Raw genomic sequence first — 23,058 nt, 5'->3', positions numbered from 1 at the left:
GTCATATGCAACATCTGGTTTTTGTCTACGGCACATTACGCCGTGGTGAAAGTAATGCGCATCTGCTTGAGACAAGCGAAATGTTAGGATCGTTCTACACGCCAGCTGACTATACGCTGTATGATCTAGGTCCATATCCTGGCTTGGCTCAGGGACAGCAATCGATAGTCGGTGAGGTATATCGAGTGGATGAGCTGACACTAGCAAAGCTCGATCTTTTAGAAGATATTCCCATCGAATATCGCCGTGAAACGATCGAAACCCCATTTGGCCGTGCGTGGATTTATCTCTATCAAGATCACAGCCGTCTTACTGCTGTGATTAATTCTGGAGACTGGTGCCAACGGGTGTAACGAACGGCGTTGAAAATGGAAATAAAAAGCCACACAGCGTATTAGCAGGATGTGGCTTTTTATTTATAACGACACTTATACCCTTCCTACTTGAAGCTGCAGCGGTGTTGGCTACGTTCGTTCACCCCAATCACATAGTTTGCCTATGCTCATGGGGACTCACTCACTTGCCGCCTACCTGCAACTCCAAGTTGTTTAGGTATATAACTATCGTGACTGTTTAATGATGGTGACTATTTTTGAGCGCGTTCAAATGAAGTCAGGATTTCAGCTCGCGCGGCAGCGGCATCTTCCCATCCATCGACTTTGACCCATTTGCCCGCTTCAAGCTCTTTATAGCGTTCAAAGAACTGTGTAATTTGCGCCTTCAGTAGTGCTGGCAGGTCATTTACGTCTTGAATGTGGTCGTACTCTTTAGTGAGCTTGGAGTGAGGAACCGCCACCACTTTGGCATCTTCACCAGACTCATCGGTCATCTTCAATACGCCAACTGGGCGGCAGCGAATCACCGAGCCTGGCATGAGCGGGTAAGGGGTGGGCACCAACACATCGACAGGATCGCCATCGAGCGATAAGGTGTGATTCACATAACCGTAGTTGCATGGGTAGAACATAGGTGAAGACATGAAACGGTCCACAAATACCGCGCCAGATTCTTTGTCGACTTCGTATTTGATTGGGTCGGCGTTGGCTGGAATTTCAATCACCACGTAAATATCATCAGGCAGTGATTTTCCTGCCGGAACGTTGTTTAAGCTCATTTAGCATTTCCTTTTTCGTCGCTGGACTTGAATTGTTTTGGGTTGATTAACAGAACGTAAACGCTTGTGTTGCAACTTTAGCGGTAAATAGGAAACGGTGTAAACCGTAAAAAGAGAGTCTTGCCTCATATTTATCGATAAAAAAAGCGCCTAGAGTTAGGCGCTCATTGAGCTGATTTAATCGCGATTGAGTTCCAAGAACTCTTCCAATTTATGGACCATATTTTTTGAACCGCAGAAGAATGGCACACGTTGATGCAGTTCTGTCGGCTTAATATCCAACACGCGATTGACACCGTCAGAAGCAATACCGCCTGCTTGTTCAATCAAAAACGCCATAGGATTGCATTCATACAATAGACGCAGCTTGCCGTTTGGATGGCTTTGCGTGCTTGGGTATAGATAGATCCCACCTTTGAGCAGGTTACGGTGAAAATCCGCCACTAGCGAACCAATGTAACGTGACGTGTAAGGGCGATTATCTTCAGGCACATTCTCTTGGCAGTATTTAATGTATTTTTTGACGCCAGTTGGGAAGCGGATGTAGTTACCTTCATTGATGGAGTAAATTTTACCATCATCGAAGGTCATCATATTGGGGTGTGAAAGATAGAAGGTGCCGAGTGACGGATCATAAGTAAAGCCATTCACGCCGTTGCCAGTGGTATACACCAACATGGTTGAAGAGCCGTAAATAACATAACCAGCCGCAACCTGTTTATTACCGGGTTGTAAGAAGTCTTCTTGTGTTGGTGGCGTGCCGACTGGCGATACGCGGCGATAAATAGAAAAAATCGTGCCGACAGAGACATTGACATCGATGTTGGATGAGCCGTCCAGCGGGTCCATCAACACCACGTATTTTGCATTTTTGTTGAGCTCTTTGCTAAACGCAACCGCTTCATCTTCTTCTTCACTGGCGACACCACATACTTGATCGCGCGCTTCAAGCGCCGCTTTAAATTTTTCGTTGGCGTAGACATCGAGTTTTTGTTGTTCTTCGCCTTGAATATTATCCGTACCAACTGCGCCGGTAATATCAGCAAGGCCTGCTTTGTTGATTTCTCTATTAACAATTTTTGCCGCAAGACGAATAGAGGACAACAGAGATGAAAGATCACCGCTTGCGTGGGGGAAGTCATGTTGTTTCTCAACAATAAACTCGCCAAGAGTGCGAATCTCAGACATGTTATTTCCTTAACATAGCTATATAGGGGGGAGTGATTGTTTCACAACGCATCCTCTTGTTGGGATGTCGGCCGAAACGAGGCACCCATTTGATAACGTTTGGGTAACACTGCGATTTTAGGGCTTAGATCTTTTTAATGGTAATGAAGTAACAGATTGAGATCTCAATTTGTTTGTCGACTTTTTAGAAGTTGCAAACATGCTCGCTTTTCTTAAATGGATGGTGATAATGGAGACAATCACTCACAACGCCATGTGCGAGGCTAGGATTTATGCATATTCACATTCTTGGGATTTGCGGTACGTTTATGGGCGGTGTTGCCGTTTTAGCGCGGCAATTAGGTCATAAAGTTACCGGCAGCGACGCCAACGTTTACCCACCGATGAGTACGTTATTGGAGTCTCAAGGTATCGAGATTATCGAAGGCTTTGACCCTGCTCAATTAGAGCCCAAGCCTGATTTGGTGGTGATTGGCAACGCCATGAGTCGCGGCAATCCGTGTGTTGAATATGTGCTGAACCACAACTTGCGTTACACCTCTGGCTCGCAATGGTTGCAAGAGTTCCTGTTGCATGATCGCTGGGTCCTTGCGGTGGCTGGCACACACGGTAAAACCACCACGTCGAGCATGTTGGCGTGGATCTTAGAAGATTGCGGTTACCAACCGGGCTTTTTGGTGGGAGGCGTACTTGGCAACTTTGGCATTTCTGCGCGTTTGGGCGAAAGCATGTTTTTCGTGGTTGAAGCCGATGAATATGACAGTGCTTTTTTCGATAAGCGTTCTAAGTTTGTCCATTATCATCCACGAACTTTAGTGTTGAACAACTTAGAGTTTGATCATGCGGACATTTTTGACGATCTTGAAGCGATTAAGCGCCAATTTCATCATCTAGTGCGTACTGTTCCGGGCAATGGTCGTATTTTTGCTCCGCAAAAAGAGCGCGCATTAGCGGATGTTCTCGCACGTGGCTGCTGGAGCGAAACCGAGTTTATCGGTGAGAAAGCGCAGTGGAAAGCTGAAAAAATCACGCGTGATGGTTCGCAATTTGATGTGTTCTTTGACAATGAACGCGTGGGGCGCGTGACTTGGGATTTGGTTGGCGATCATAATGTCGATAACGCCTTAATGGCGATTGGCGCGGCGCGTCACGTAGGGGTCACACCAGATTTAGCCTGTCAAGCTTTGGGCAAATTTATCAATACCAAACGTCGTTTAGAGCTCAAAGGCGAAGTGAACGGTATTACGTTGTATGACGATTTTGCTCATCATCCAACGGCCATTGAACTTACTTTGGGTGGTTTACGTAACAAGGTAGGCGATCAGAAAATTATCGCGGTTTTAGAGCCTCGTTCGGCTACGATGAAGTTGGGCGTACATAAGCAAACTTTAGCGGCGTCATTACAGCAAGCCGATTCAGTTTATCTCTATCAGCCTAACAATCTTGCTTGGTCGGTGCAGGATGTAGCTGATCAATGCTCACAACCAGCGCAAGTGAATGATGATATTGATGCTTTCGTCGCGCAAATTGCGCAGGAAGCCCAGCCGGGCGATCACATTTTGGTGATGAGCAATGGTGGCTTTGAAGGTATTCATAACAAGCTCCTACTTGCATTAAATCAAGCCATGTAATGCCAGCGACACAAACGAAATAGAGAGTTATGACAACAAAACAGAAAGCCATCACTTTAGCCTTTACTGGCGCTTCAGGTGCTCCTTACGGACTTCGTCTGTTGGAGTGTTTATTGGCTGCAGATTACCGAGTGTATCTGCTGATCTCTTCGGCCGCGCGCGTTGTGCTTGCAACCGAGCACGGTTTGAAGTTGCCCAGTGGGACTGAGGCAGCCAAAGCAGCGTTGGTGGAACATTTACACTGCGATGCCTCACAGCTTGTCGTGTGCGGCAAAGAAGAGTGGTTCTCTCCAGTTGCTTCGGGCTCTGCTGCGCCAAAACAGATGGTGGTGTGCCCATGTTCGGCAGGCAGCGTTGCGGCGATTGCCCATGGCATGTCCGATAATTTGATCGAACGTGCTGCCGATGTAGTGATGAAAGAGCGTGGCCAATTGGTGTTAGTGGTACGCGAAACTCCGTTTTCCACCTTACATTTAGAAAACATGCTCAAGTTGTCGCAAATGGGCGTCACCATTATGCCCGCTGCCCCCGGTTTTTATCATCAGCCGCAGTCAATTGAAGACTTGGTCGATTTTATGGTGGCGCGTATTTTGGACCATTTAGGCGTTGAACAAGGGCTTGTGCCGCGTTGGGGATATGACTCACGCCCAATGGTGTAGCTTATTGCGTTAATTCCAATTACAATCCACCTCACTCAACGGGGAGCAAATCATTCATCTCAATGAATGCTGCTGAGATCAAGCGTGAGCTTGGGACCCGTAAACCTGAACCAGATAATGCTGGCGTAGGAATTGGGTTAGGATCTCAGAATAGGAATAATGGAATATTCTCATCCTCCTCAAGCCTGTGCCGCTCAACCAAGGAGAGCGACCAGTTGAACACCACTCTTAATACCATTGCACTTGCCACCATCACCTCTTTTCCAGCGCATGCCGCTGACAATATCCTTACCGTTTATACTTATGACTCGTTCGCATCAGAATGGGGCCCGGGACCGGCGATTGAAAAAGCATTCGAAGCACAATGCGCTTGCGATCTTCAGTTTGTGGCACTCGATGATGGGGTATCGATCCTAAACCGTTTGCGTCTTGAAGGTAATAACAGTAAAGCAGACATCGTACTCGGTTTAGATAACAACTTAATGGCCGAGGCCAAACAGACTGGCTTATTGGCAGATCATAATGTCGAGATGAGCCAAGTCACGCTACCCGGTGGTTGGAGTGATGAAACATTTGTTCCTTATGATTACGGCTATTTTGCCTTTGTTTACAATAAAGAGAAATTAGCAAACCCACCGAAAAGCTTAAAAGAATTGGTAGAAAAGCGCGATGATCTTAAAGTGATTTATCAAGATCCGCGCACTTCAACACCCGGTCAAGGCTTACTGCTGTGGATGAAATCTGTCTATGGTGAGAAAGCCAATTTAGCATGGCAACAGCTCGCCAATAAGACGGTGACAGTCACCAAAGGTTGGTCAGAAGCCTATGCGATGTTTTTAAAAGGTGAGTCCGATCTGGTGCTCTCTTACACCACCTCTCCAGCCTATCATTTGATTGCGGAAAATGACGCCAAGTATGCGGCTGCTGATTTTGCCGAAGGACACTACATGCAAGTGGAAGTGGCTGCGAAAGTAAAACACAGTGATAACGGCAAATTGGCCGATGAGTTCATGCACTTTATTTTAAGTGATCAATTTCAGTCGGTGATGCCAACCGGAAACTGGATGTATCCTGTGACGTCTGTCGCGCTACCGAAAGGTTTTGAAACGCTGGCTGTGCCACCAAAGGCGCTTACCTTTAGCGCACAAGAGGTGTCTGAGATGCGTAAAGCGTGGATCCGTGAGTGGCAAACCGCCTTAACGTTTTAAGGTTCGATAAAGTTTGAATGCTATTCCTAAAATAGGCATTGGGGTCGCGATGCTTGTCGCGACCTTTGTCATCAGTGCATTGGCGGCGTTGCTGTTACAAGCACCCAGCTTAAATGTGATGCACGTATGGCAAGACCCGTATTATCGCCATGTTACTCAATTTAGTTTTTACCAAGCCAGCTTGTCGATGCTGCTCAGTGTTGGTTTCGCGGTTCCTGTTGCTCACGCACTTTACCGTCGTCGATTTTGGGGACGCGCGCTGCTGATTAAATTGTTTGCAACGACCTTAGTGCTTCCAGTGCTGGTGGGCGTATTTGGTTTGTTGGCCATTTATGGTAATAGCGGTCTGCTCGCCTCGCTGCTCGCGTGGTTTGATAGCAAACTGCCGTTTTCCATTTACGGATTAAACGGTATTTTACTGGCGCATCTGTTTTTTAATCTCCCGTATGCCAGCCGTTTATTGCTGCAAGCGTTAGAGTCGATCCCGGCTGAACAACATAAGTTATGCGCGCATCTTGGCATGAGTCATTGGCACAAATTTCGTTGGGTTGAATGGCCGCGTTTGCGTCAGCAGCTTCCTCATGTCTGTGGTTTGGTGTTCATGCTCTGTTTTACCAGTTTTGCCACTGTGATGGCACTTGGCGGCGGGCCTAAATCTACCACGATTGAGCTGGCGATTTATCAGGCGATCAAATTTGATTTTGATTTACAAGCCGGCGCGCTGCTTGCGCTGTGGCAGATGCTGTTATGCGGGCTGCTGTCTCTATCCATTTCACGTCTAGCGAAGCCGTTAGCCATCACCACAGGGCGTCAAGCGAGTGATTATGTGGTTAGTCGAGACAATCGAAAAGCACAATACTGGGACGGCGCATGGATCTTCCTTGCGTTGCTGTTAGTACTTCCGCCGCTGGTGATGGTCATCTTGAGCGGTTTAAATTCGCAGCTTTTTCACGTCTTGAGTGATGAGCAATTCTGGCGTGCGCTTTGGGCTTCACTGCAAGTGGCGTTATTGGCAAGCGTGGTTGCTGTTTCGGCTGGGGTTGCCATACTGATCACGACTCGCGCTTGGCGCCTGCAGCAGCACAACCGTAAGGCGGACCAACTAGAGTTGATTGGCGCGATTATTTTGGTCACGCCAGGGCTTGTTATAAGCACCGGGCTTTTTCTGTTGCTGCGTATCTGGACCGATGCATTTAGCCTAGCGTATTGGGTGGTTTTTTTCGTCAATGGCTTAATGGCATTGCCGTATGTGTTGAAAACATTGGCGCAACCTATGCTGCATATCGCGCAGCAATATCAATGGTTATGTGCCAGCCTTGGCATTAAAGGGTGGCAGCGTTTGCAAGTGATTGAGCTGCGTGCGTTGCGTAAACCCTTAGCGCATGCCTTTGCGATCAGCTTTTTGCTCTCAATGGGGGATTTAAGTGCGATTGCTCTATTTGGTAGCCAAGAGTTTAGAACCTTACCGCTTTACCTGTTCCAACTGCTGGGCAGTTACCAAATGCAAGCGGCGGCGGTGGTTTCTCTTACGCTGTTGCTACTCAGTGTGGGGTGTTTTGCCCTCATTGAGCGGTTATTTCACTCACATTCAAAGGTAAAGTAATGTTAGAACTCAAGGCCGTACATTATGAGTATCAACAGGAGTGGTTTGAATTTTCGCTTTCTGTACCGCGAGGGGCGATTCTCTCTTTGATGGGGCCAAGTGGCGCGGGCAAGTCAACTTTACTGAGCTTAGTTGCGGGCTTTATTGCACCGAAAAGCGGCGATATCCAAGTGCAAGGGCAATCCTTACTTGGGCAAGAGCCACACTTGCGTCCTTTTTCGATGCTGTTTCAAGAGCACAATCTTTTTGCCCATCTCACTGTACGTGAAAATATTAGCCTTGGGTTACATCCGGGGCTGAAATTAACCACTTCGCAAAAGGCGTTAGTTGAGTGCGCCGCGCAGCAAGTGGGTTTGGCTGCGCTACTTGATCGCTTGCCTGAGCAGCTCTCAGGGGGGCAGCGTCAACGAGTTGCTCTGGCGCGCTGTTTTGTACAACCACATCCTATCTGGCTGCTGGATGAGCCCTTTTCCGCCTTGGATCCGCTACTCAGAGAAGAGATGCTGCTTTTGGTTAAGCAGTTAGCCGCAGAAAGAGCGATCACTGTTGTGATGGTGACGCACCATATTAGTGATGCCAAAGCGATTGCGAGCCATTTTGCGTTTATGGCTCAAGGACATGTGTTAGTGAGTGATCGCATTGAGGCACTTTCCGCGCAACACGCAGACGCGCAGCTCAGTGATTTTGTGCGTGCAGGGGAATAAAAAAAACCTCACACGTTTAGGTGAGGTTTTTGCGTCTAATCAGCACTATGACAGGTTACACTGACTTATCGTTATGCTCTCTGAGCACTTGGAAAATCTCTCGTGATGCTCTTGGTGGTTTGCTGTTGGCTTTCTCTTTATTTGCTTGACGCGCTAATTGGCGCAGACGTTGACGATCCATCTCTGGATAGAGTGCCATCGCATCTTCAATCGCGCTGTCACCTTTCTCCACAATACGATCACGCATCTGTTCGAGCTTGTGCAGCATGGCGGTATTTTGTGAGTGCTTGTTACGCAGTTTATCCAATGCCGCTTGAATTGGTTCGGCATCGATGGTACGCATCATTTTTCCAATGTATTGCAGTTGGCGGCGTCTGGCTTCCATGCTAAAACGCTGAGCATCTTTGATGGCATCCATCAAATCTTCAGACATCGGGATTTTTGCTAACTGAGACGGCTTCAGAGCAACCAGCTCTTCACCCAGTTTTTGTAGCTCAGTCATGTCGTTTTTCATTTCGGTTTTGCTAACCCAAATGATCTCCTCTTCTTCTTCCCAAGGAGCTTTTTGATTCTTACGCGCCATTTTCTTCATCTATTGAGTTATGTATGTCAGCTATTTTAGCAAGAATCGTGGGGAGAAAGCGAAATTCTTGTTATCCTAATGACATTGTTTGCTAATAATTGATGAGATATGGACGTAAAACAACAAGTTGCTCAGCAGCGCATCGAACTTGAAGCGGCGGTTGCTAAGGCATTAGAGATGGCTGCGCTCAGTTCTGATGCTGCCGAAGTGGCGATCACCAAAAGTACCGGCCTGAGTGTTTCGACGCGAATGTGTGAAGTTGAAAACGTAGAATTTAACAGTGATGGGGCATTAGGCATCACTGTGTATCGTGGGCAACGTAAAGGCAGTGCGTCGACGTCAGATCTCAGTGAAAAAGCAATTGCGCAGACGGTCGCTGCAGCGCTTGATATTGCGCTTTACACTTCTGAAGATCCTTATGCAGGCCCTGCACCTCAAGAGCTAATGGTGCGAAATATTCCTGATTTAGATCTCTTCCATCCCGATGAACCTAACCCGGATATGGCCGCTAAAATTGCCATTGCTGCAGAAGAGAAAGCGTTAGCTTACAGCAACAAGATCAAACAAAGTGATGGCGCAAGTTATGACAGCCATTACGGTGTGAAAGTGTATGGTAATAGCCATGGTTTGCTCGCGAGTTATGCCTCTAGCCGTCATAGTATTAGCTGCTGCGTGATTGGTGAGGGTAAAAATGGTGAGATGGAGCGTGATTATAGCTATACCGTTGCACGTCACCGCGACGATTTATGGTCGCCAGAGCTGGTCGGGCAACAAGCTGCAGAAAAAACCATCAGCCGTTTAGATGCAAAAAAACTGAAGACGGGCAAAGTTCCGGTGATGTTTGCCGCAGATGTAGCGACAGGTTTGATTGGCCATTTGGTGATGGCGATCAGTGGTGGCAGCTTGTATCGTAAATCTTCCTTTTTACTTGATAAGTTAGGCGAGAAAATTTTACCCGATTGGTTCAATATTGCCGAAAAACCCCATGTATTACGTGCGTTGGCATCAAGCCCATTTGATAGTGAAGGGGTATTTACTCAAGACCGCCAAATCATTACTGATGGCGTGCTCTCGACTTATCTTCTGAGCAGCTATGCCGCTCGTAAAATGAAGATGACTCCAACTGGTCACGCGGGTGGCATCCATAACTGGTATGTTCAATCCACAGGGCAAAATTTTGAGCAGATGCTCAAAGCGTTGGGTACAGGTTTGTTAGTCACTGAAGTGATGGGTCAAGGTGTAAATGCAGTGACAGGTGATTATTCGCGTGGCGCCGCTGGTTTCTGGGTTGAAAACGGTGTGATTCAATACCCTGTATCTGAGATTACTATCGCGGGTAATTTGAAAGATATGTTCCAGCAAATGGTGGCGGTAGGGAGTGATGTCGAAACACGCTCGCAAATCCAAACTGGGTCTATTTTACTTGAATCGATGAAAATTGCGGGCGAATAATCGCTTAAGCTGAATATGAAAAAGCTTGGTATAACAACCAAGCTTTTTTTATGGGTGGTTTGGGTATGTATCACTATAGGGTTACATCAAAATATGGCTACATCAAAATGGTCGCCAAGCCGAGAAAGACAGAAAGCCCAACCACATCGGTGACGGTTGTTAACGCCATTCCGCCAGCAAGAGCCGGGTCGATTTTCATTTTTTTCAGTAAAATTGGGATGGTGACGCCGGCGATCCCGGCAATGAGTAGGTTGGCCATCATTGCTGCGGAAATGATGCCGCCAAGCATCCAATTGCCTTTCCATGCCACCACAATGCCGCCAATGATGGTGGCCCACATGATGCCATTTAAAAAACCGATCGCCGCTTCTTTGAATAGCAATTCACGTTGGTTACTGTCACCGATATGTCCCAATGCTAAACCACGAATGACCAAGGCCACAGTTTGGTTACCTGCGACACCACCCATTGAGGGCACTATGGTCATTAGCACGGCAATGGCGGCCATTTGATCCAGTGTTGCTTCAAACATGTTAGAAACAGAGGCAGCGGCGAGGGCGGCCAAAACATTTGCCCCAAGCCAGATGGTCCGTTTACGAGCGGATTTGACTACCGGAGCAAAGGTATCTTCGTCATCGTTCATACCAGCCATGCTCATCATTGAGTGTTCGGCATCTTCACGAATGATGTCAACGACGTCATCAATGGTGATCCGACCGACCAAGTGCTGGTTTTCATCCACCACAGGCGCGGACACCCAGTTGCGACGTTCAAACAGGCTGGCAACATCTGAGTCGCTGGTGGTGACCAAAATCGCCTCATCGGCATCATCCATGACTTCACTTACTGGAATATCCGGTTGCGTGGTCAGCAAGGTGGTGAGTGAGAGATGCCCAATCAGCTTACTTTCATCGTCAATCACGTAAAGTGCATCGGTTGCTTCGGGCAGATCGCCGCGCATGCGTAAATAGCGTAAAACCACGTCAATATCAACGTCACCACGAATGGTGATCACGTCGGTATTCATGATCCCGCCGGCTGTTTCCTCTGAATAGGAGAGCGCGGTTTCAACGCGCTGGCGATCAGCGCTGTCCATCTGCGAAAGCACTTCGCGTGACACGTCATCTGGCAAGCTACGCAGTACATAGGCCACGTCATCGGTGTCCATGCCTTCGGTCGCTTCTGCCAGTTTTTCGGGTGCCATTTTGGAAACTAGTGCATCTTTGACGTCTTCGTTGAGCTCATCAAGGATTTCACCGTAGTCTTCTGGGTCGGTGAGTTGCCATAACACCTCCCGGCTTTTACGTGGAGAGGCTTCTAAGAGGTGAGCAATATCTTCTGGCTCCATGTCCTGCAATTGGCGACGGACATGGACAAAACGACCATTTTCTAAAGCTTCGCTGACTTCTTGGAGGGTTAGGTGAGCTTGATCAAATTCAATTTGCTCGGCCATGGTTTCCCCCTACTTAGGATTCTTACAATGTGTTGAATAGTAACTTAATTCTAGGCCTTATTTAATAAGTTCTTATTAAGCACTGAATTTATTTTGACTATCAGGGGCGCGCATGCGCTGTCTGTGGGAGAGTGGAGTGTAAGCCTTGTGCTTACTCGTCTTCATCGAATTTATGTTCAATCAGCGAACTAACCGCTTGCAAAGCAGGCTCTGCTTGTGAGCCTTCAGCATTGATGGTGATGTATTGACCTTGTGCGGATTCGAGCATCAATAAACCCATCACACTGTCTGCAGTGGCTTCTTTTCCTTCTTCACTTTGAATGGTGACCACCGCATCAAAAGATTGCGACAGTTCAACCAGCTTAACGGCTGCACGAGCATGAAGGCCCAAGCGATTTTGGATTAAAACCGTTTTACTTAATAGTGGCATACCATCGCTCCTATTGCTGTTTTTCTAATGATGTATGGCGTATCTGTACTTGGTGACCCAATTGAGCAAAGTACTCGCCAAGCTGTTGAGTCAGGTAAACGGAGCGGTGCTTACCACCGGTGCAACCAATCGCAATTGTGAGATAACTGCGGTTGTTTTTTTCGAGCATCGGCAGCCAGTATTCAACAAACTTTTGAATTTGTTGTTTAAGTTCAATTACTTCACTATGGCGTTCAAGAAACGACTTAATTGGTGCATCCAGGCCAGTTAATGGGCGAAGATCGGGTTCCCAATGTGGGTTGGGTAAAAAACGCACATCAAACACGTAGTCTGCATCGCTGGGTAGTCCATATTTGAAGCCAAAAGACTGAAACACCATCACCAGATCTTTGCGCTCACGTCCTTCAATTCGCATGCGTACGGTTTCGCTCAACTCATGCAACGATTGATTACTGCTATCGAGCACTAAATCGGCTTGCTCTTTGAGCGGTGCAAGCAGCGACTTTTCCAATTCAATCGCTTGCGCAAGTGAAGGTTTATCGGCGTTTAATGAGAGAGGATGGATACGACGCGTTTCGCTGTAGCGCTTGAGTAGTGTCTCTTTACTGGCATCGAGAAACAGCACACTAACGTCGTTATTCTGTTTTAGCTGCTCTAAAACATCCGCAACCAAACTAGGCTCTTGGGGCAAGTTACGGATATCAATACTCACCGCGACATTTTGTTTACTGCCTTGGACAGATTGAATAAACGCATCCAACAAGTTGACGGGAAGGTTATCGACACAATAGTAGCCGAGATCCTCCAGTACTCGTAAAGCAACGCTTTTCCCTGCGCCTGATTGACCACTCACAACGATTAAACGCATAGTTTCGGCTCGGTGGTTATTGGTTAGTCATGATGTCGTACAGCTCTTGATCGCTTTGTGCACTTCGAAGCTGTTTTAAAACTTGTTTGTCATTGAGGCGCTCGGCCATACAAGCGAGCGTTTTTAAATGCTCTTTGCACTGCTCTTCAGGAACGAGCAACGCAAATAGTAGATCGACAGGTCGATTATCAATGGCATCAAACTCAATCGGTTCTTCACACTGCAGCAAAACGGCAATGGCACGATCACTGTTGGTCATTCTTGCATGAGGAATGGCGATGCCATTACCAATACCAGTACTGCCCATTTTTTCTCGGCTGAGCATGCATTCAAACAGCTCGGTGGAATTTTGACCTGAATACTCAGCAGCGATTTCGCTAATGATTTCTAGGGCTCTTTTTTTACTGGTGCATTGGACCGCACTTTTCGTGCAGTCCAATGAGAGTACTTCGCTTAATTGCATGATTAATGACTACTTAGCTTTTCTTTATGCTTGTTGAGTTGTCTTACGAGTTTATCCACTAAACTGTCAATGGCAGCATACATATTTTCATTGTCGGCCACGGCGTGGATATCACCTTGATTTATGTGGAGCGTAGCTTCAGCGATCTGTTGTACTTTTTCAACACGTAAAACAACCTGTACGTTATTGATATGGTCAAAAAATCGCTCAAGTTTTTGAAACTTCGAGTTTACATAGTCTTGCATTGAATCGGTCAGATCAATGTGATGGGCATTAATGTTGATTTGCATAGACTTTCCTTCTCTGTTTTGTGCCTTACAGTAGGCGTTTGCGCTGACTCGATGGAGCAATGCCCAACGATTCACGGTATTTAGCTATCGTCCGTCTAGCTACCTGAATCCCTTGGTCAGCCAGTAGATCTGCAATTTTACTGTCACTTAATGGTTTGGCTGTATTTTCAGCGGCCACCAGTTTTTTAATCAGTGCTCGTATTGCAGTCGATGAACACTCTCCCCCGCTGTCGGTACTGACATGGCTGGAGAAGAAGTATTTCAATTCGAAAATACCACGCGGAGTATGCATGTACTTCTGCGTTGTCACCCTTGATATGGTGGATTCATGCATTTCTACCGCTAAAGCAACGTCATTGAGTACCATTGGCTTCATCGCCTCTTCACCATACTCAAAGAAATCACGTTGATGTTCAACAATACACTTGGCAACTTTGAGCAGTGTCTCGTTTCTACTTTCTAAACTCTTAATAAGCCATTTTGCTTCTTGCAAATTGCTGCGAATGTAGTTGCTATCGGCACTGTTACCTTTGCCTAATGCTGCATATTGTTGATTTATCTTAAGTTTTGGTACGCTATCTGGGTTTATTGTGACCACCCATTTGCCGTGATCTTTGTAAACAGACACGTCAGGCACAACGTATTCGGCGTGCTCGGTTGAAATATTATTTCCCGGTCTTGGGTCAAGTTGTTGAATGAGCTGCAATACCTCTCGCAGATCTTCTTCTTTTAACTTGGTTTCTTTGATGATCAACTTGTAGTCACGGTTGCCGAGCAGATCAATGTGTTGGATCAGCAGCTGTTTAGCTTCTTCTAACCAAGGGGTACTGGCAGGGTAGGTCGCTAATTGTAAAAGCAGGCAGTCTTGAAGGTTGACTGAAGCCACACCGAGGGGATCAAACTGCTGAACACGTTTACGAACGGCTTCAATTTCATCAAGCTCGATATTTTCATCGGCAAAGCTTTCTAAAATATCATCCAAAGAAACGGTGAGATAACCGTAGTCATCGATGGCGTCAATCAAGGCAAGAGCAATGCTGCGGTCGGTGTCGCTAAACGGCGTAAGATCTAATTGCCACAGTAGATAATCTTGCAGGGTTTGCGTTGTTTCACCTTGGTACACGGGCATGTCATCATCAAGGGCGATCCCTGTGCTGCCTGTGTTCGCGCTGTAGACATCATCCCATGTGGTGTCGATCTCAAGCTCGCTGCTGATTTCGGATTTTTCAATTAAGTCAGAGCTGTCTTGTGGCTCAATATCTAACACCTCAGCACTGGCTTCTTTCTCCTCATTGATGCTATGAACATCGGCGGTGGCATTCTCTTCATAGGCCTCTTCAACATCCAATAATGGATTAGACTCTAGAGCCTCTTGGATCTCTTGCTGGAGTTCCAATGTGGAGAGTTGCAACAAACGAATGGCTTGTTGTAACTGCGGTGTCATCGCTAATTGTTGGCCGAGCTTCAGTTGTAATGAGGGTTTCATTCAGTGCCAGTTACCTTATTATTTTTAGAATTGATGTCACTCTCTACTTAATCATAGACGGAATTGTTCACCGAGATAAACTTGTTTTACCTCTTCATTATTGAGCACGTCATGTGGTGTACCTTCTGCGATCAAACGACCCTGGCTTACAATATAGGCTTTTTCACAGACGTCCAATGTTTCTCGAACGTTGTGGTCTGTGATTAAAACGCCTAAGCCACGATCTCGCAGGTGTTGGATGATCTTTTTAATGTCGATAACGGAAATGGGGTCGACCCCTGCAAAGGGTTCATCAAGCAAAATAAATTGTGGGTTTGCGGCAAGAGCGCGGGCAATTTCAACTCGGCGACGTTCACCACCCGATAGCGCCATTCCCGCACTATGGCGGATATGTTGAATGTGAAATTCTTCTAGTAGATCTTCGAGTTTATCTTGGCGCTCTTCACGGGTCATCGATTCACGGGTTTCAAGTACCGCCATGATGTTATCTTCGACCGATAATTTTCGAAAAATAGACGCTTCTTGAGGTAAGTAGCCGATCCCTAAGCGTGAGCGACTGTGCATAGGTAAAATGCTGATGTCGTGATCATCAATACTGATCTTACCTTCATCACGAGCGACAAGGCCGACGATCATGTAAAACGATGTGGTTTTTCCTGCGCCGTTAGGGCCGAGTAAGCCAACAATCTGCCCCGATTCTACTTGCAAGCTGACGTCAGAGACGACTTTGCGTTTTTTATAGCTTTTCGCTAAATGTTCTGCTTTAAGTATGGCCATAATTATTCTTGTGTCGTAGTGGCTTGCGGTTGAAGCACGGTCGATACTCGCTCGTTAGAGTTACCATCAGCCATCAGCTTCTGTGACGAAATTTTGTAGCGAATTTTCGTACCACGGATGATGCTATCATCTTGTGACAACATGGCTTGATCGATCATCGTCAACTGATCATCGGCCAATTTGTAATAGAGCTCTTTCGCCTCACCATACAAGGTTTTGCCATCGTCGGTTAATTGCGAAAAAGTGGCGAGGTTGCCATATCCTTCAATTTCTTGAATGGAGCCATCTTTCGCATCACGAGTTACAATCACTTTGTCGGCGTTGATACTGATACTGCCTTGTTTGAGTTTGACATCACCAAGGAAAGTCACTTTGTTGCTTTTCATGTCGAGCTGTTGGCTGTCAGAATCGATGTAAACTGGTTGGGCATTATCGGTGGACAATGCCAATGCGTGACCAGAAATCGCTAAACAAGCAATAAGACTAAGGTGTGAGAGTTTCATATCTACCTTGTACATGGTTATAAAGAATAGCGGTATTGTCGGCAAAGTTGCCTTTCATCGCTTGTCCTTGTGTTTCGAATTGTGGCCCAACCAAATCGACCTGATTATCGGCCCAAAAATCGCGATTATTGAGTTGAATGCTCATCTTAATGGTTGAAAGCGTATCAAAACCAGAATCTGCTAATAGGTTTTTTGCCAGTACGTCGTCATACAGTGTGAGTACTTGCTCTTCATCGAGTACGCCGCGTTTGGCGGTAATCTCCCACTCTTGCAAAATACCATCACGGAAGACTTTGAGTATCGGGTACTCGAAAATGGTGTCGCCACTTTTTGCGTAATGATCCAGATGCGTCGATTGAATGATGTAGCTGCGGATACCTTGCTCGTTATAGGTGGTGTTGTCGAGATTTTTTCCACTAAACGACGGTAACTCCAAGTTTGGAGCAACTTGTATATCGGTATTTTGTTCTTTATCGAACAAGTAATAGGCTGACCACGATGCGATAAAAATCAGTATCACATAGAGGACACGAGATAAACTCATACACTTAAGCCTTTGTGCACATCTAACTCACCGCGAGCTTGCAAAATCAAATCACACACTTCGCGTACAGCGCCATGCCCACCTTTTATATGGGTCACGTAGTTTGCGCGTTTAACTAATAGCGGGTGACCATCCGCGACACAGACTTTCAGCGCGACTTTTTCCATTACCGGCCAATCAATCAAGTCATCACCGATATACCCTGTGTGTTCTGGGGCAATATTGAGCTGGCGACAAATGTCGTTATAGGCTTTGACCTTGTCATCCTGACCTTGATAAACCAGTGTAATGCCTAATACGGCCATACGGTTTTCGACAATTTTTGACTGCCTACCTGTAATGATCGCCACTTCAATGCCAGCATTCATCAATGATTTTATGCCGTAGCCATCTCGAGTGTGGAAGGTTTTTAGCTCTTCGCCTTGATTGCCCATATAAACTAAGCCATCAGAGAAGACGCCATCCACATCGCAGATCAGCAGTTTTATCTGCTTGGCTATATCGAGAATAGGCGGTGAGACCGGGCCGTAGAGTGTATCAATCATGGTCATCACATCACTCCTGCTTTGAGCAAATCGTGCATGTTTAATGCACCGACCAATGTGCCATTTTCGCACAGCATCAAGCCATTGATTCGTTTATCTTGCATTAGGTTTAACCCTTCGACCGCGAGCATGTTAGGGTTTGCTACCGTTGGGTTTTGCGTCATCACCTCGCTGATTGCCGCGCTGTGAATATCGATTCGTTTGTCTAAGATGCGGCGTAAATCGCCATCAGTAAAGATGCCAATAAGCTGCATGTTGTTGTCTACTACCGCGGTCATCCCCAACCCTTTTTGGCTGATCTCAAGTAAGGCATCGCGGATCAATGCGTTTGGTTGCACTGTTGGTAATGCATCGCCAATGTGCATGATATCAGAGAGCTTGAGCAACAATTTTCGCCCTAAAGCCCCACCGGGATGAGACAGCGCAAAATCTTCAGCGGTAAAGCCGCGTGCTTGCAAGAGTGCGACGGCTAACGCATCGCCCATCACTAGCGTTGCTGTGGTGCTGGAGGTTGGCGCAAGGCCAAGCGGGCATGCCTCTTGTGGGACTGTGATTTGCAAATGAAGATCGGCCAACTTTGCCATATTCGATGACGGGTTGCCTGTCATGCTAATGATGCGAATATTGAGCCGTTTTAGCACAGTAAACAGTGATAAAATTTCCGAGGATTCGCCAGAGTTTGAAATAGCAATTACGATGTCGCCACGCTCGATCATACCAAGATCACCGTGCGCCGCTTCTCCTGGATGTACGAAAAATGCCGAAGTGCCAGTACTGGCTAAGGTCGCGGCAATTTTTTTACCGATATGACCTGATTTACCCATACCCATCACCACCACTTTGCCGTGATCATTGGCAATGATCATTTCACACGCTTGGCAAAATGAGTCGTCAAAGTATTGCTCTAGCTGCTGTAAAGCCGCCATTTCGGTGGCGAGAACTTGCTGTGCAACACTGCGATAATCAAACTGATTCGACATTCGATACTCCGAGTTTGGGTTAAGCGGTCATATTCATAAGTAGATAAGCTTGGTATCCGATAAAAGCGAGGAAGAGCACGCCTCCCTCAATGCGGTTAATACTACGCGATTTCCCTAAAGCCATGGCAACCAGTAGAAGAGATACGCCAAGCATTACCCAAAAATCGCGTCCCATCGCATGCTCACTGAGTATCGATGGATTAAGAATGCCGGGTAAGCCCATCACGGCAAGAATATTGAATACGTTCGAGCCAATAATGTTGCCCACAGCCATATCATCTTCGCCTTTCAACACACTTGTGAGTGAGGCGGCCAACTCTGGCAAGCTGGTCCCAACAGCGATGATCGTCAGGCCAATTACCAAGTCGCTCATGCCAAAAAACTTAGCGATAATGACGGCGTTATCGACTAACACGCTGGCAGCAATCGGCAGAATGATAAGCCCAATCACTACCCAAATAGCCGCTTTTGCGTTGCTCACGCCCTGCGGTATTTCAGATTCCTGCTCGGTAAGCAGCGCGTCACCATGTTTTTGCTCGTTACGGCTAATGCGGAGCATCGCAATGATAAACACGGCGAAAAGTGCAAACAGCAACACACCTTCATAGAATCCTAAGTGGTTATCCCACAATAACGCACCAGCAAGTAGTGTGACCGCAATCATCAGCGGCAGTTCACGGCGGAGTACCGCAGAACTGACGGAAAGCGGTTTGATGAGTGCTGTAATACCCAAGATCAAAGCAATGTTAGCGATGTTAGAACCGAGCACGTTACCGACGGCAGTATCGGTTTTCCCATCCAAAGCGGCCGTTGCCGATACCATCATCTCTGGTGCTGATGATCCCATTGCTAAAATAGTCATGCCGATCACTAATGGCGAGATGCTGAAGTTGCGAGCAAGCGCGGCAGAACCAAAGACTAACTTGTCAGCGCTCCAGACTAAAAACACCAAACCTACAATGAGAAACGCTACCGCTTCGATCATGATGATACCTAATTAATGAAATGAGTGAAAAAATGATGCAATTAACCGCTAATTTTGACGTGTTGGTTGCGAAAAGGGAAGCTGAAGATCCAATTAATTACGTTCAATTCATGGTTTAGTTAGCTATCCATCAATAAATGACCGGAAGATTGTTTTGGCGAAAGATGATGCTTTACTTTAGGATGTAATTGAACAGTGCTTTTAATTTTAGAACGTTATGCTTATGATTGCCCATCATTTTGGGGCGGACAACAATAGTGAAACACTCATGATGCCAATCAACGATCTTGTCACAATCAAGAATTTAACCTTCTCCCGTTCAGGACGGAAGATTTTCGATGACGTGAGTCTCAGCGTTCCGCAAGGAAAAATTACCGCCATTATGGGGCCATCGGGTATTGGTAAAACCACTTTGCTACGTCTTATTGGCGGACAACTGTTTCCTGAACAAGGTGAGATTTGGTTCGACAAACAAAACATCCCGATGCTCAGTCGCAAAAAGCTGTATCAAGCTCGTAAAAAAATGAGCATGTTGTTTCAGTCGGGCGCGTTATTCACCGATTTAAATGTGTTCGATAATGTGGCTTTCCCTTTACGTGAACACACTCAATTAGATGAATCGCTGATTAAGACATTAGTTTTATTAAAATTAGAAGCGGTCGGTCTGCGCGGTGCCGCCTTGCTCATGCCGAGCGAATTATCCGGTGGCATGGCAAGAAGGGCTGCATTAGCGCGCGCGATTGCGCTGGATCCGGAACTGATCATGTATGATGAGCCGTTTGTGGGGCAAGACCCGATCACCATGGGCGTGCTGGTGGAATTGATCCGCAATTTGAATCAAGCTTTAGGGGTGACCTCGATAGTGGTCTCTCATGATGTTCCTGAAGTGATGAGCATTGCCGATTGGGTTTATTTGCTGGCTGACGGCAAAGTGATTGCCAAAGGAACGCCAAACGATCTTTATCAAAATAGCGATCCTCGCGTACAACAATTTTTACAAGGCGAGGCTGATGGCCCAGTACCATTTCGCTTTCCAGCGCAAAGCCTAGAAAAGGATTTATTCTCATGATGTCCACATTGACTGACTGGATTGAAGGGCTCGGTCGCCGTACGCTCGAATTTTGCCAAGCCTTTGGCAAAGCTAGCTTGATGCTGTTTGGCGCATTAGTGAGCCGCCCACGGCCTATTCAGAATTTTCCATTGTTAGTGAAGCAGCTCTACAGTGTTGGTGTTCAGTCGCTGGCGATTATTGTCGTTTCTGGCTTGTTCATTGGCATGGTGTTGAGCCTGCAAGGCTATGTGATTTTGGTCGATTACGGCGCGGAAGGTAGCCTTGGGCAGATGGTCGCTCTCTCTTTATTGCGTGAACTTGGGCCCGTGGTGACTGCGCTGCTGTTTGCTGGGCGTGCTGGTTCTGCACTTACCGCTGAGATCGGCCTGATGAAAGCCACCGAGCAGCTTTCCAGTTTAGAGATGATGGCGGTTGATCCGCTCAAACGTATTATCGCTCCTCGCTTTTGGGCTGGGCTAATATCAATGCCGTTGCTAGCGATGATTTTTATGGCGGTCGGCATTTGGGGAGGCCAGCTTGTTGGCGTGGATTGGAAAGGGATTGATCACGGCAGTTTTTGGTCTGCGATGCAGTCATCGGTAGAGCTAGGGCAAGATATTGGCAACAGTATGATCAAGTGCGTGATGTTTGCCATCACAGTGACTTGGATTGCACTGTTTAACGGTTACGATGCTATTCCAACCTCGGAAGGTATTAGCCGTGCCACCACAAGAACCGTAGTGCATTCGTCTTTAGCTGTATTAGGGCTAGACTTTGTACTCACCGCATTGATGTTTGGGAATTAATCATGCAGCAAACACGAAAAATAGAACTTTGGGTCGGTAGCTTTGTCCTTGCTGGAATTTGCGCAATTCTGGTGATGATTTTTCAGGTCGCTGACGTAAAAGGGTTGGGTTCCAACCATACTTACCAACTGAAAGCTGAATTTGACAATATCGGTAGTTTAAAAGTGCGCTCGCCAGTCAAAGTGGGTGGTGTGGTCGTTGGGCGAGTGGCCGAGATTAAACTCGATAGAGAGAGCTTGCTGCCTGTGGTTACTATGGCTATTAACAGTCAATATGATCAATTTCCAGAAACGTCGAGTGTACAAATTCTAACTTCTGGATTGATTGGTGAGCAGTACATTGGGCTTGTGCCCGGGTTTGTCTTTGAAGATGAACAGATGTTAAAAGAGGGCGACTTAATTGAAGACACAAAATCCGCTCTCGTATTAGAAGATTTGATTGGCCAAGTGCTGTATAGCGTCGGTGGTGGCTCACAAGAAAAAGGTAAGGAGTAACAACAGTGTTTATAAAAACAGTGTTTAAACGGACGTTGATTTTTGTATTTACCCTCGTTGCCGCTATGTTTGTGCAAGCGGCCAATGTGGATAAAACCCAGCCCTATACCATGATGAAGCAGGTGTCTGAAACGGCATTTACTCGTTTGAAAGCCGAACAAGAAGCGATTCACCACCATCCTGAATATTTGAAAGAAATCGTGGAACAGGAGCTGATGCCTTACGTCAATGAGCAGTATGCGGCACTGAAGTTATTGGGCCCAAACTTAAAAGGGGCCAAGCGTGAAGATGTCGCCACTTTCATCACCGCATTTCGTGCCTATCTTGTCAGTGCATATGCGCAAGTATTGACTCAGTACAGTAACCAAATTATTGAGTTCGAGCCTGAACAGGCGGTGTCGGATGATAAACGCATTACCAGCGTGAAGGTGGATATTATTGATACGCCACGACCGAACATCAAGCTTGAGTTTAAATTGCGCAAAGAGAAAAATGGCGAATGGCAAGTCTTTGATATGATTGCAGAAGGAGTGAGTTTGCTCTCCAGTAAGCAATCTGAATGGAGCGGTAAAATTCGCCAAGATGGCATCTTAGCGGTTGCCAATGAACTGCAACAATTGGCGGATCAGCCGATCCGTTTTGAAGGTAAAGCGCAATGATTCATCCGCAGTGGCATCAAACTGATATACCGATTGCGGCTTTGTCGGGCGCATTAGACAGAGAGCATGTGCCTGATTTATGGGTGTTTATCCAAAAATGGAACCCGGAGAGTACACAGTTTGAGATTGAACTGAAAAACGTTGAACGCATAGACTCTGCCGGAATGGTGATGTTAATCCACCTAATAGAGCATGCAAAAAAACGAAACTGTCATATAATGCTCAGTTTCGTGCCAGAGCAACTGCGCACACTATTCCAATTGAGCAACATTGATCGTTTAATGGCTCAACATATAAAGAATTAAGCAGGGGAACATTGTGGATAGCGCAAAAGTACAACAGTTATTAGAACAAGCACTAAACCTTGAAGAGATCCACGTCAAAGGTGAAGGTAGCCACTATGAAGTTATCGCTGTTGATGCTTGTTTTGCAGGGATGAGTCGCGTTAAAAAACAACAACTTATTTATGCTCCACTGATGGAGTACATTCAAAGAAACGACATTCATGCCCTTTCTATTAAAGCGTTCACACCAACAGAGTGGGCTCGTGATAAAAAGTTGATGTCGCTGTAAGGTTTATTG

Annotated in this window: 28 protein-coding genes and 1 riboswitch; of the genes, 13 read left to right on the top strand and 15 right to left on the bottom strand. The window is 46.5% G+C overall.

What is annotated here, in order from left to right; genetic code table 11:
- Positions 1–5 precede the first annotated feature (5 nt).
- Entirely contained in the window at positions 6–353 is a 348-nt protein-coding gene (locus AACT23_RS14005) for a gamma-glutamylcyclotransferase family protein (RefSeq protein WP_164996789.1), read from the top strand.
- Between the two features lie 233 nt (positions 354–586).
- Here AACT23_RS14005 and ppa read toward each other — a convergent pair whose 3' ends face one another.
- Both ppa and fbp read right to left on the bottom strand, forming a co-directional pair.
- A complete protein-coding gene (gene ppa / locus AACT23_RS14000) occupies positions 587–1,114 on the bottom strand; it encodes an inorganic diphosphatase (protein WP_010318803.1) in 528 nt (175 codons plus the stop codon).
- Positions 1,115–1,291: 177 nt separating this feature from the next.
- A complete protein-coding gene (gene fbp, locus AACT23_RS13995; RefSeq protein WP_013855958.1) occupies positions 1,292–2,302 on the bottom strand; it encodes a class 1 fructose-bisphosphatase in 1,011 nt (336 codons plus the stop codon).
- Positions 2,303–2,574: 272 nt separating this feature from the next.
- Here fbp and mpl point away from each other — a divergent pair, with 272 nt between their 5' ends.
- The 5 genes from mpl (at position 2,575) to thiQ (ending at position 8,107) form a co-directional block, all read left to right on the top strand.
- Positions 2,575–3,933: a UDP-N-acetylmuramate:L-alanyl-gamma-D-glutamyl-meso-diaminopimelate ligase gene (gene mpl, locus AACT23_RS13990; RefSeq protein ID WP_094127429.1), complete on the top strand. Its 1,359-nt coding sequence runs from the start codon at positions 2,575–2,577 to the stop codon at positions 3,931–3,933.
- Between the two features lie 29 nt (positions 3,934–3,962).
- The gene (locus AACT23_RS13985) at positions 3,963–4,592 is read left to right on the top strand and encodes a flavin prenyltransferase UbiX (protein ID WP_094127427.1); all 630 of its coding nucleotides are present in this window, start codon (positions 3,963–3,965) and stop codon (positions 4,590–4,592) included.
- 29 nt (positions 4,593–4,621) lie between these two features.
- A riboswitch (TPP riboswitch) is annotated at positions 4,622–4,741 on the top strand.
- Positions 4,742–4,807: 66 nt separating this feature from the next.
- On the top strand, positions 4,808–5,800 hold the full coding sequence (gene thiB / locus AACT23_RS13980) for a thiamine ABC transporter substrate binding subunit (RefSeq protein ID WP_094127425.1): 993 nt from the start codon (positions 4,808–4,810) through the stop codon (positions 5,798–5,800).
- A gap of 13 nt (positions 5,801–5,813) precedes the next feature.
- On the top strand, positions 5,814–7,403 hold the full coding sequence (gene thiP / locus AACT23_RS13975) for a thiamine/thiamine pyrophosphate ABC transporter permease ThiP (protein WP_094127423.1): 1,590 nt from the start codon (positions 5,814–5,816) through the stop codon (positions 7,401–7,403).
- On the top strand, positions 7,403–8,107 hold the full coding sequence (gene thiQ / locus AACT23_RS13970; protein WP_017046452.1) for a thiamine ABC transporter ATP-binding protein: 705 nt from the start codon (positions 7,403–7,405) through the stop codon (positions 8,105–8,107). The genes thiP and thiQ overlap by 1 nt, the downstream gene beginning before the upstream one ends.
- A 55-nt stretch (positions 8,108–8,162) precedes the next feature.
- Here thiQ and yjgA read toward each other — a convergent pair whose 3' ends face one another.
- Entirely contained in the window at positions 8,163–8,690 is a 528-nt protein-coding gene (gene yjgA, locus AACT23_RS13965; RefSeq protein ID WP_010318810.1) for a ribosome biogenesis factor YjgA, read from the bottom strand.
- Between the two features lie 108 nt (positions 8,691–8,798).
- On the opposite strand from yjgA, the gene pmbA reads away from it, so the two are divergent.
- Positions 8,799–10,142 carry a metalloprotease PmbA gene (gene pmbA / locus AACT23_RS13960; protein WP_081245151.1) on the top strand — a complete coding sequence of 448 codons (1,344 nt, stop codon included), beginning with the start codon at positions 8,799–8,801 and terminating at the stop codon, positions 10,140–10,142.
- A 97-nt stretch (positions 10,143–10,239) separates the two neighbouring features.
- Here pmbA and mgtE read toward each other — a convergent pair whose 3' ends face one another.
- The 12 genes from mgtE to AACT23_RS13900 form a co-directional block, all read right to left on the bottom strand.
- Positions 10,240–11,595, bottom strand: a complete 1,356-nt coding sequence (mgtE, locus tag AACT23_RS13955) for a magnesium transporter (protein WP_013855966.1) — start codon at positions 11,593–11,595, stop codon at positions 10,240–10,242.
- A gap of 151 nt (positions 11,596–11,746) precedes the next feature.
- Positions 11,747–12,025: an HPr family phosphocarrier protein gene (locus tag AACT23_RS13950; protein ID WP_013855967.1), complete on the bottom strand. Its 279-nt coding sequence runs from the start codon at positions 12,023–12,025 to the stop codon at positions 11,747–11,749.
- 10 nt (positions 12,026–12,035) lie between these two features.
- On the bottom strand, positions 12,036–12,893 hold the full coding sequence (rapZ, locus tag AACT23_RS13945) for an RNase adapter RapZ (protein WP_010318814.1): 858 nt from the start codon (positions 12,891–12,893) through the stop codon (positions 12,036–12,038).
- Between the two features lie 16 nt (positions 12,894–12,909).
- Positions 12,910–13,356 carry a PTS IIA-like nitrogen regulatory protein PtsN gene (gene ptsN / locus AACT23_RS13940; RefSeq protein ID WP_013855968.1) on the bottom strand — a complete coding sequence of 149 codons (447 nt, stop codon included), beginning with the start codon at positions 13,354–13,356 and terminating at the stop codon, positions 12,910–12,912.
- Positions 13,357–13,358: 2 nt separating this feature from the next.
- Positions 13,359–13,646, bottom strand: a complete 288-nt coding sequence (gene hpf, locus AACT23_RS13935; protein WP_013855969.1) for a ribosome hibernation promoting factor — start codon at positions 13,644–13,646, stop codon at positions 13,359–13,361.
- A gap of 25 nt (positions 13,647–13,671) precedes the next feature.
- Complete coding sequence (locus AACT23_RS13930; protein ID WP_013855970.1) at positions 13,672–15,132, bottom strand: RNA polymerase factor sigma-54; 1,461 nt, start codon at positions 15,130–15,132, stop codon at positions 13,672–13,674.
- Positions 15,133–15,183: 51 nt separating this feature from the next.
- Positions 15,184–15,909, bottom strand: a complete 726-nt coding sequence (lptB, locus tag AACT23_RS13925) for an LPS export ABC transporter ATP-binding protein (protein ID WP_013855971.1) — start codon at positions 15,907–15,909, stop codon at positions 15,184–15,186.
- A gap of 2 nt (positions 15,910–15,911) precedes the next feature.
- Positions 15,912–16,412 (bottom strand): lipopolysaccharide transport periplasmic protein LptA, encoded by a 501-nt coding sequence (gene lptA, locus AACT23_RS13920; protein WP_013855972.1) that lies wholly within the window; start codon positions 16,410–16,412, stop codon positions 15,912–15,914.
- A complete protein-coding gene (gene lptC, locus AACT23_RS13915; protein ID WP_013855973.1) occupies positions 16,393–16,956 on the bottom strand; it encodes an LPS export ABC transporter periplasmic protein LptC in 564 nt (187 codons plus the stop codon). The genes lptA and lptC overlap by 20 nt, the downstream gene beginning before the upstream one ends.
- Positions 16,953–17,507 (bottom strand): 3-deoxy-manno-octulosonate-8-phosphatase KdsC, encoded by a 555-nt coding sequence (kdsC, locus tag AACT23_RS13910; RefSeq protein WP_202599046.1) that lies wholly within the window; start codon positions 17,505–17,507, stop codon positions 16,953–16,955. Before kdsC ends, lptC begins: the two co-directional genes overlap by 4 nt.
- Positions 17,507–18,481: an arabinose-5-phosphate isomerase KdsD gene (kdsD, locus tag AACT23_RS13905; RefSeq protein WP_094127421.1), complete on the bottom strand. Its 975-nt coding sequence runs from the start codon at positions 18,479–18,481 to the stop codon at positions 17,507–17,509. Before kdsD ends, kdsC begins: the two co-directional genes overlap by 1 nt.
- Before the next feature lie 19 nt (positions 18,482–18,500).
- The gene (locus AACT23_RS13900) at positions 18,501–19,466 is read right to left on the bottom strand and encodes a calcium/sodium antiporter (RefSeq protein ID WP_094127419.1); all 966 of its coding nucleotides are present in this window, start codon (positions 19,464–19,466) and stop codon (positions 18,501–18,503) included.
- Between the two features lie 271 nt (positions 19,467–19,737).
- Here AACT23_RS13900 and mlaF point away from each other — a divergent pair, with 271 nt between their 5' ends.
- The 6 genes from mlaF to ibaG are packed head-to-tail and all read left to right on the top strand — an operon-like array spanning position 19,738 to position 23,049.
- On the top strand, positions 19,738–20,535 hold the full coding sequence (gene mlaF, locus AACT23_RS13895; RefSeq protein WP_026029128.1) for a phospholipid ABC transporter ATP-binding protein MlaF: 798 nt from the start codon (positions 19,738–19,740) through the stop codon (positions 20,533–20,535).
- The gene (gene mlaE / locus AACT23_RS13890) at positions 20,532–21,323 is read left to right on the top strand and encodes a lipid asymmetry maintenance ABC transporter permease subunit MlaE (protein WP_013855979.1); all 792 of its coding nucleotides are present in this window, start codon (positions 20,532–20,534) and stop codon (positions 21,321–21,323) included. Before mlaF ends, mlaE begins: the two co-directional genes overlap by 4 nt.
- Positions 21,324–21,325: 2 nt before the next feature.
- Positions 21,326–21,817, top strand: coding sequence for an outer membrane lipid asymmetry maintenance protein MlaD (mlaD, locus tag AACT23_RS13885; protein ID WP_010318826.1), 492 nt, complete (start codon positions 21,326–21,328; stop codon positions 21,815–21,817).
- A 20-nt stretch (positions 21,818–21,837) separates the two neighbouring features.
- Positions 21,838–22,476: a phospholipid-binding protein MlaC gene (gene mlaC / locus AACT23_RS13880; RefSeq protein ID WP_029190030.1), complete on the top strand. Its 639-nt coding sequence runs from the start codon at positions 21,838–21,840 to the stop codon at positions 22,474–22,476.
- Entirely contained in the window at positions 22,473–22,781 is a 309-nt protein-coding gene (locus AACT23_RS13875; RefSeq protein WP_094127417.1) for an STAS domain-containing protein, read from the top strand. Before mlaC ends, AACT23_RS13875 begins: the two co-directional genes overlap by 4 nt.
- Positions 22,782–22,794: 13 nt before the next feature.
- Positions 22,795–23,049, top strand: coding sequence for a BolA family iron metabolism protein IbaG (gene ibaG / locus AACT23_RS13870; protein WP_013855981.1), 255 nt, complete (start codon positions 22,795–22,797; stop codon positions 23,047–23,049).
- Positions 23,050–23,058 lie beyond the last annotated feature (9 nt).

The sequence above is a fragment of the Vibrio sp. V09_P4A23P171 genome, assembly GCF_963875615.1.
GTDB lineage: Bacteria > Pseudomonadota > Gammaproteobacteria > Enterobacterales > Vibrionaceae > Vibrio > Vibrio anguillarum.
The sequence above is the reverse complement of the archived record's forward strand: the minus strand, read 5'-3'. Positions and strand labels throughout refer to the sequence as shown.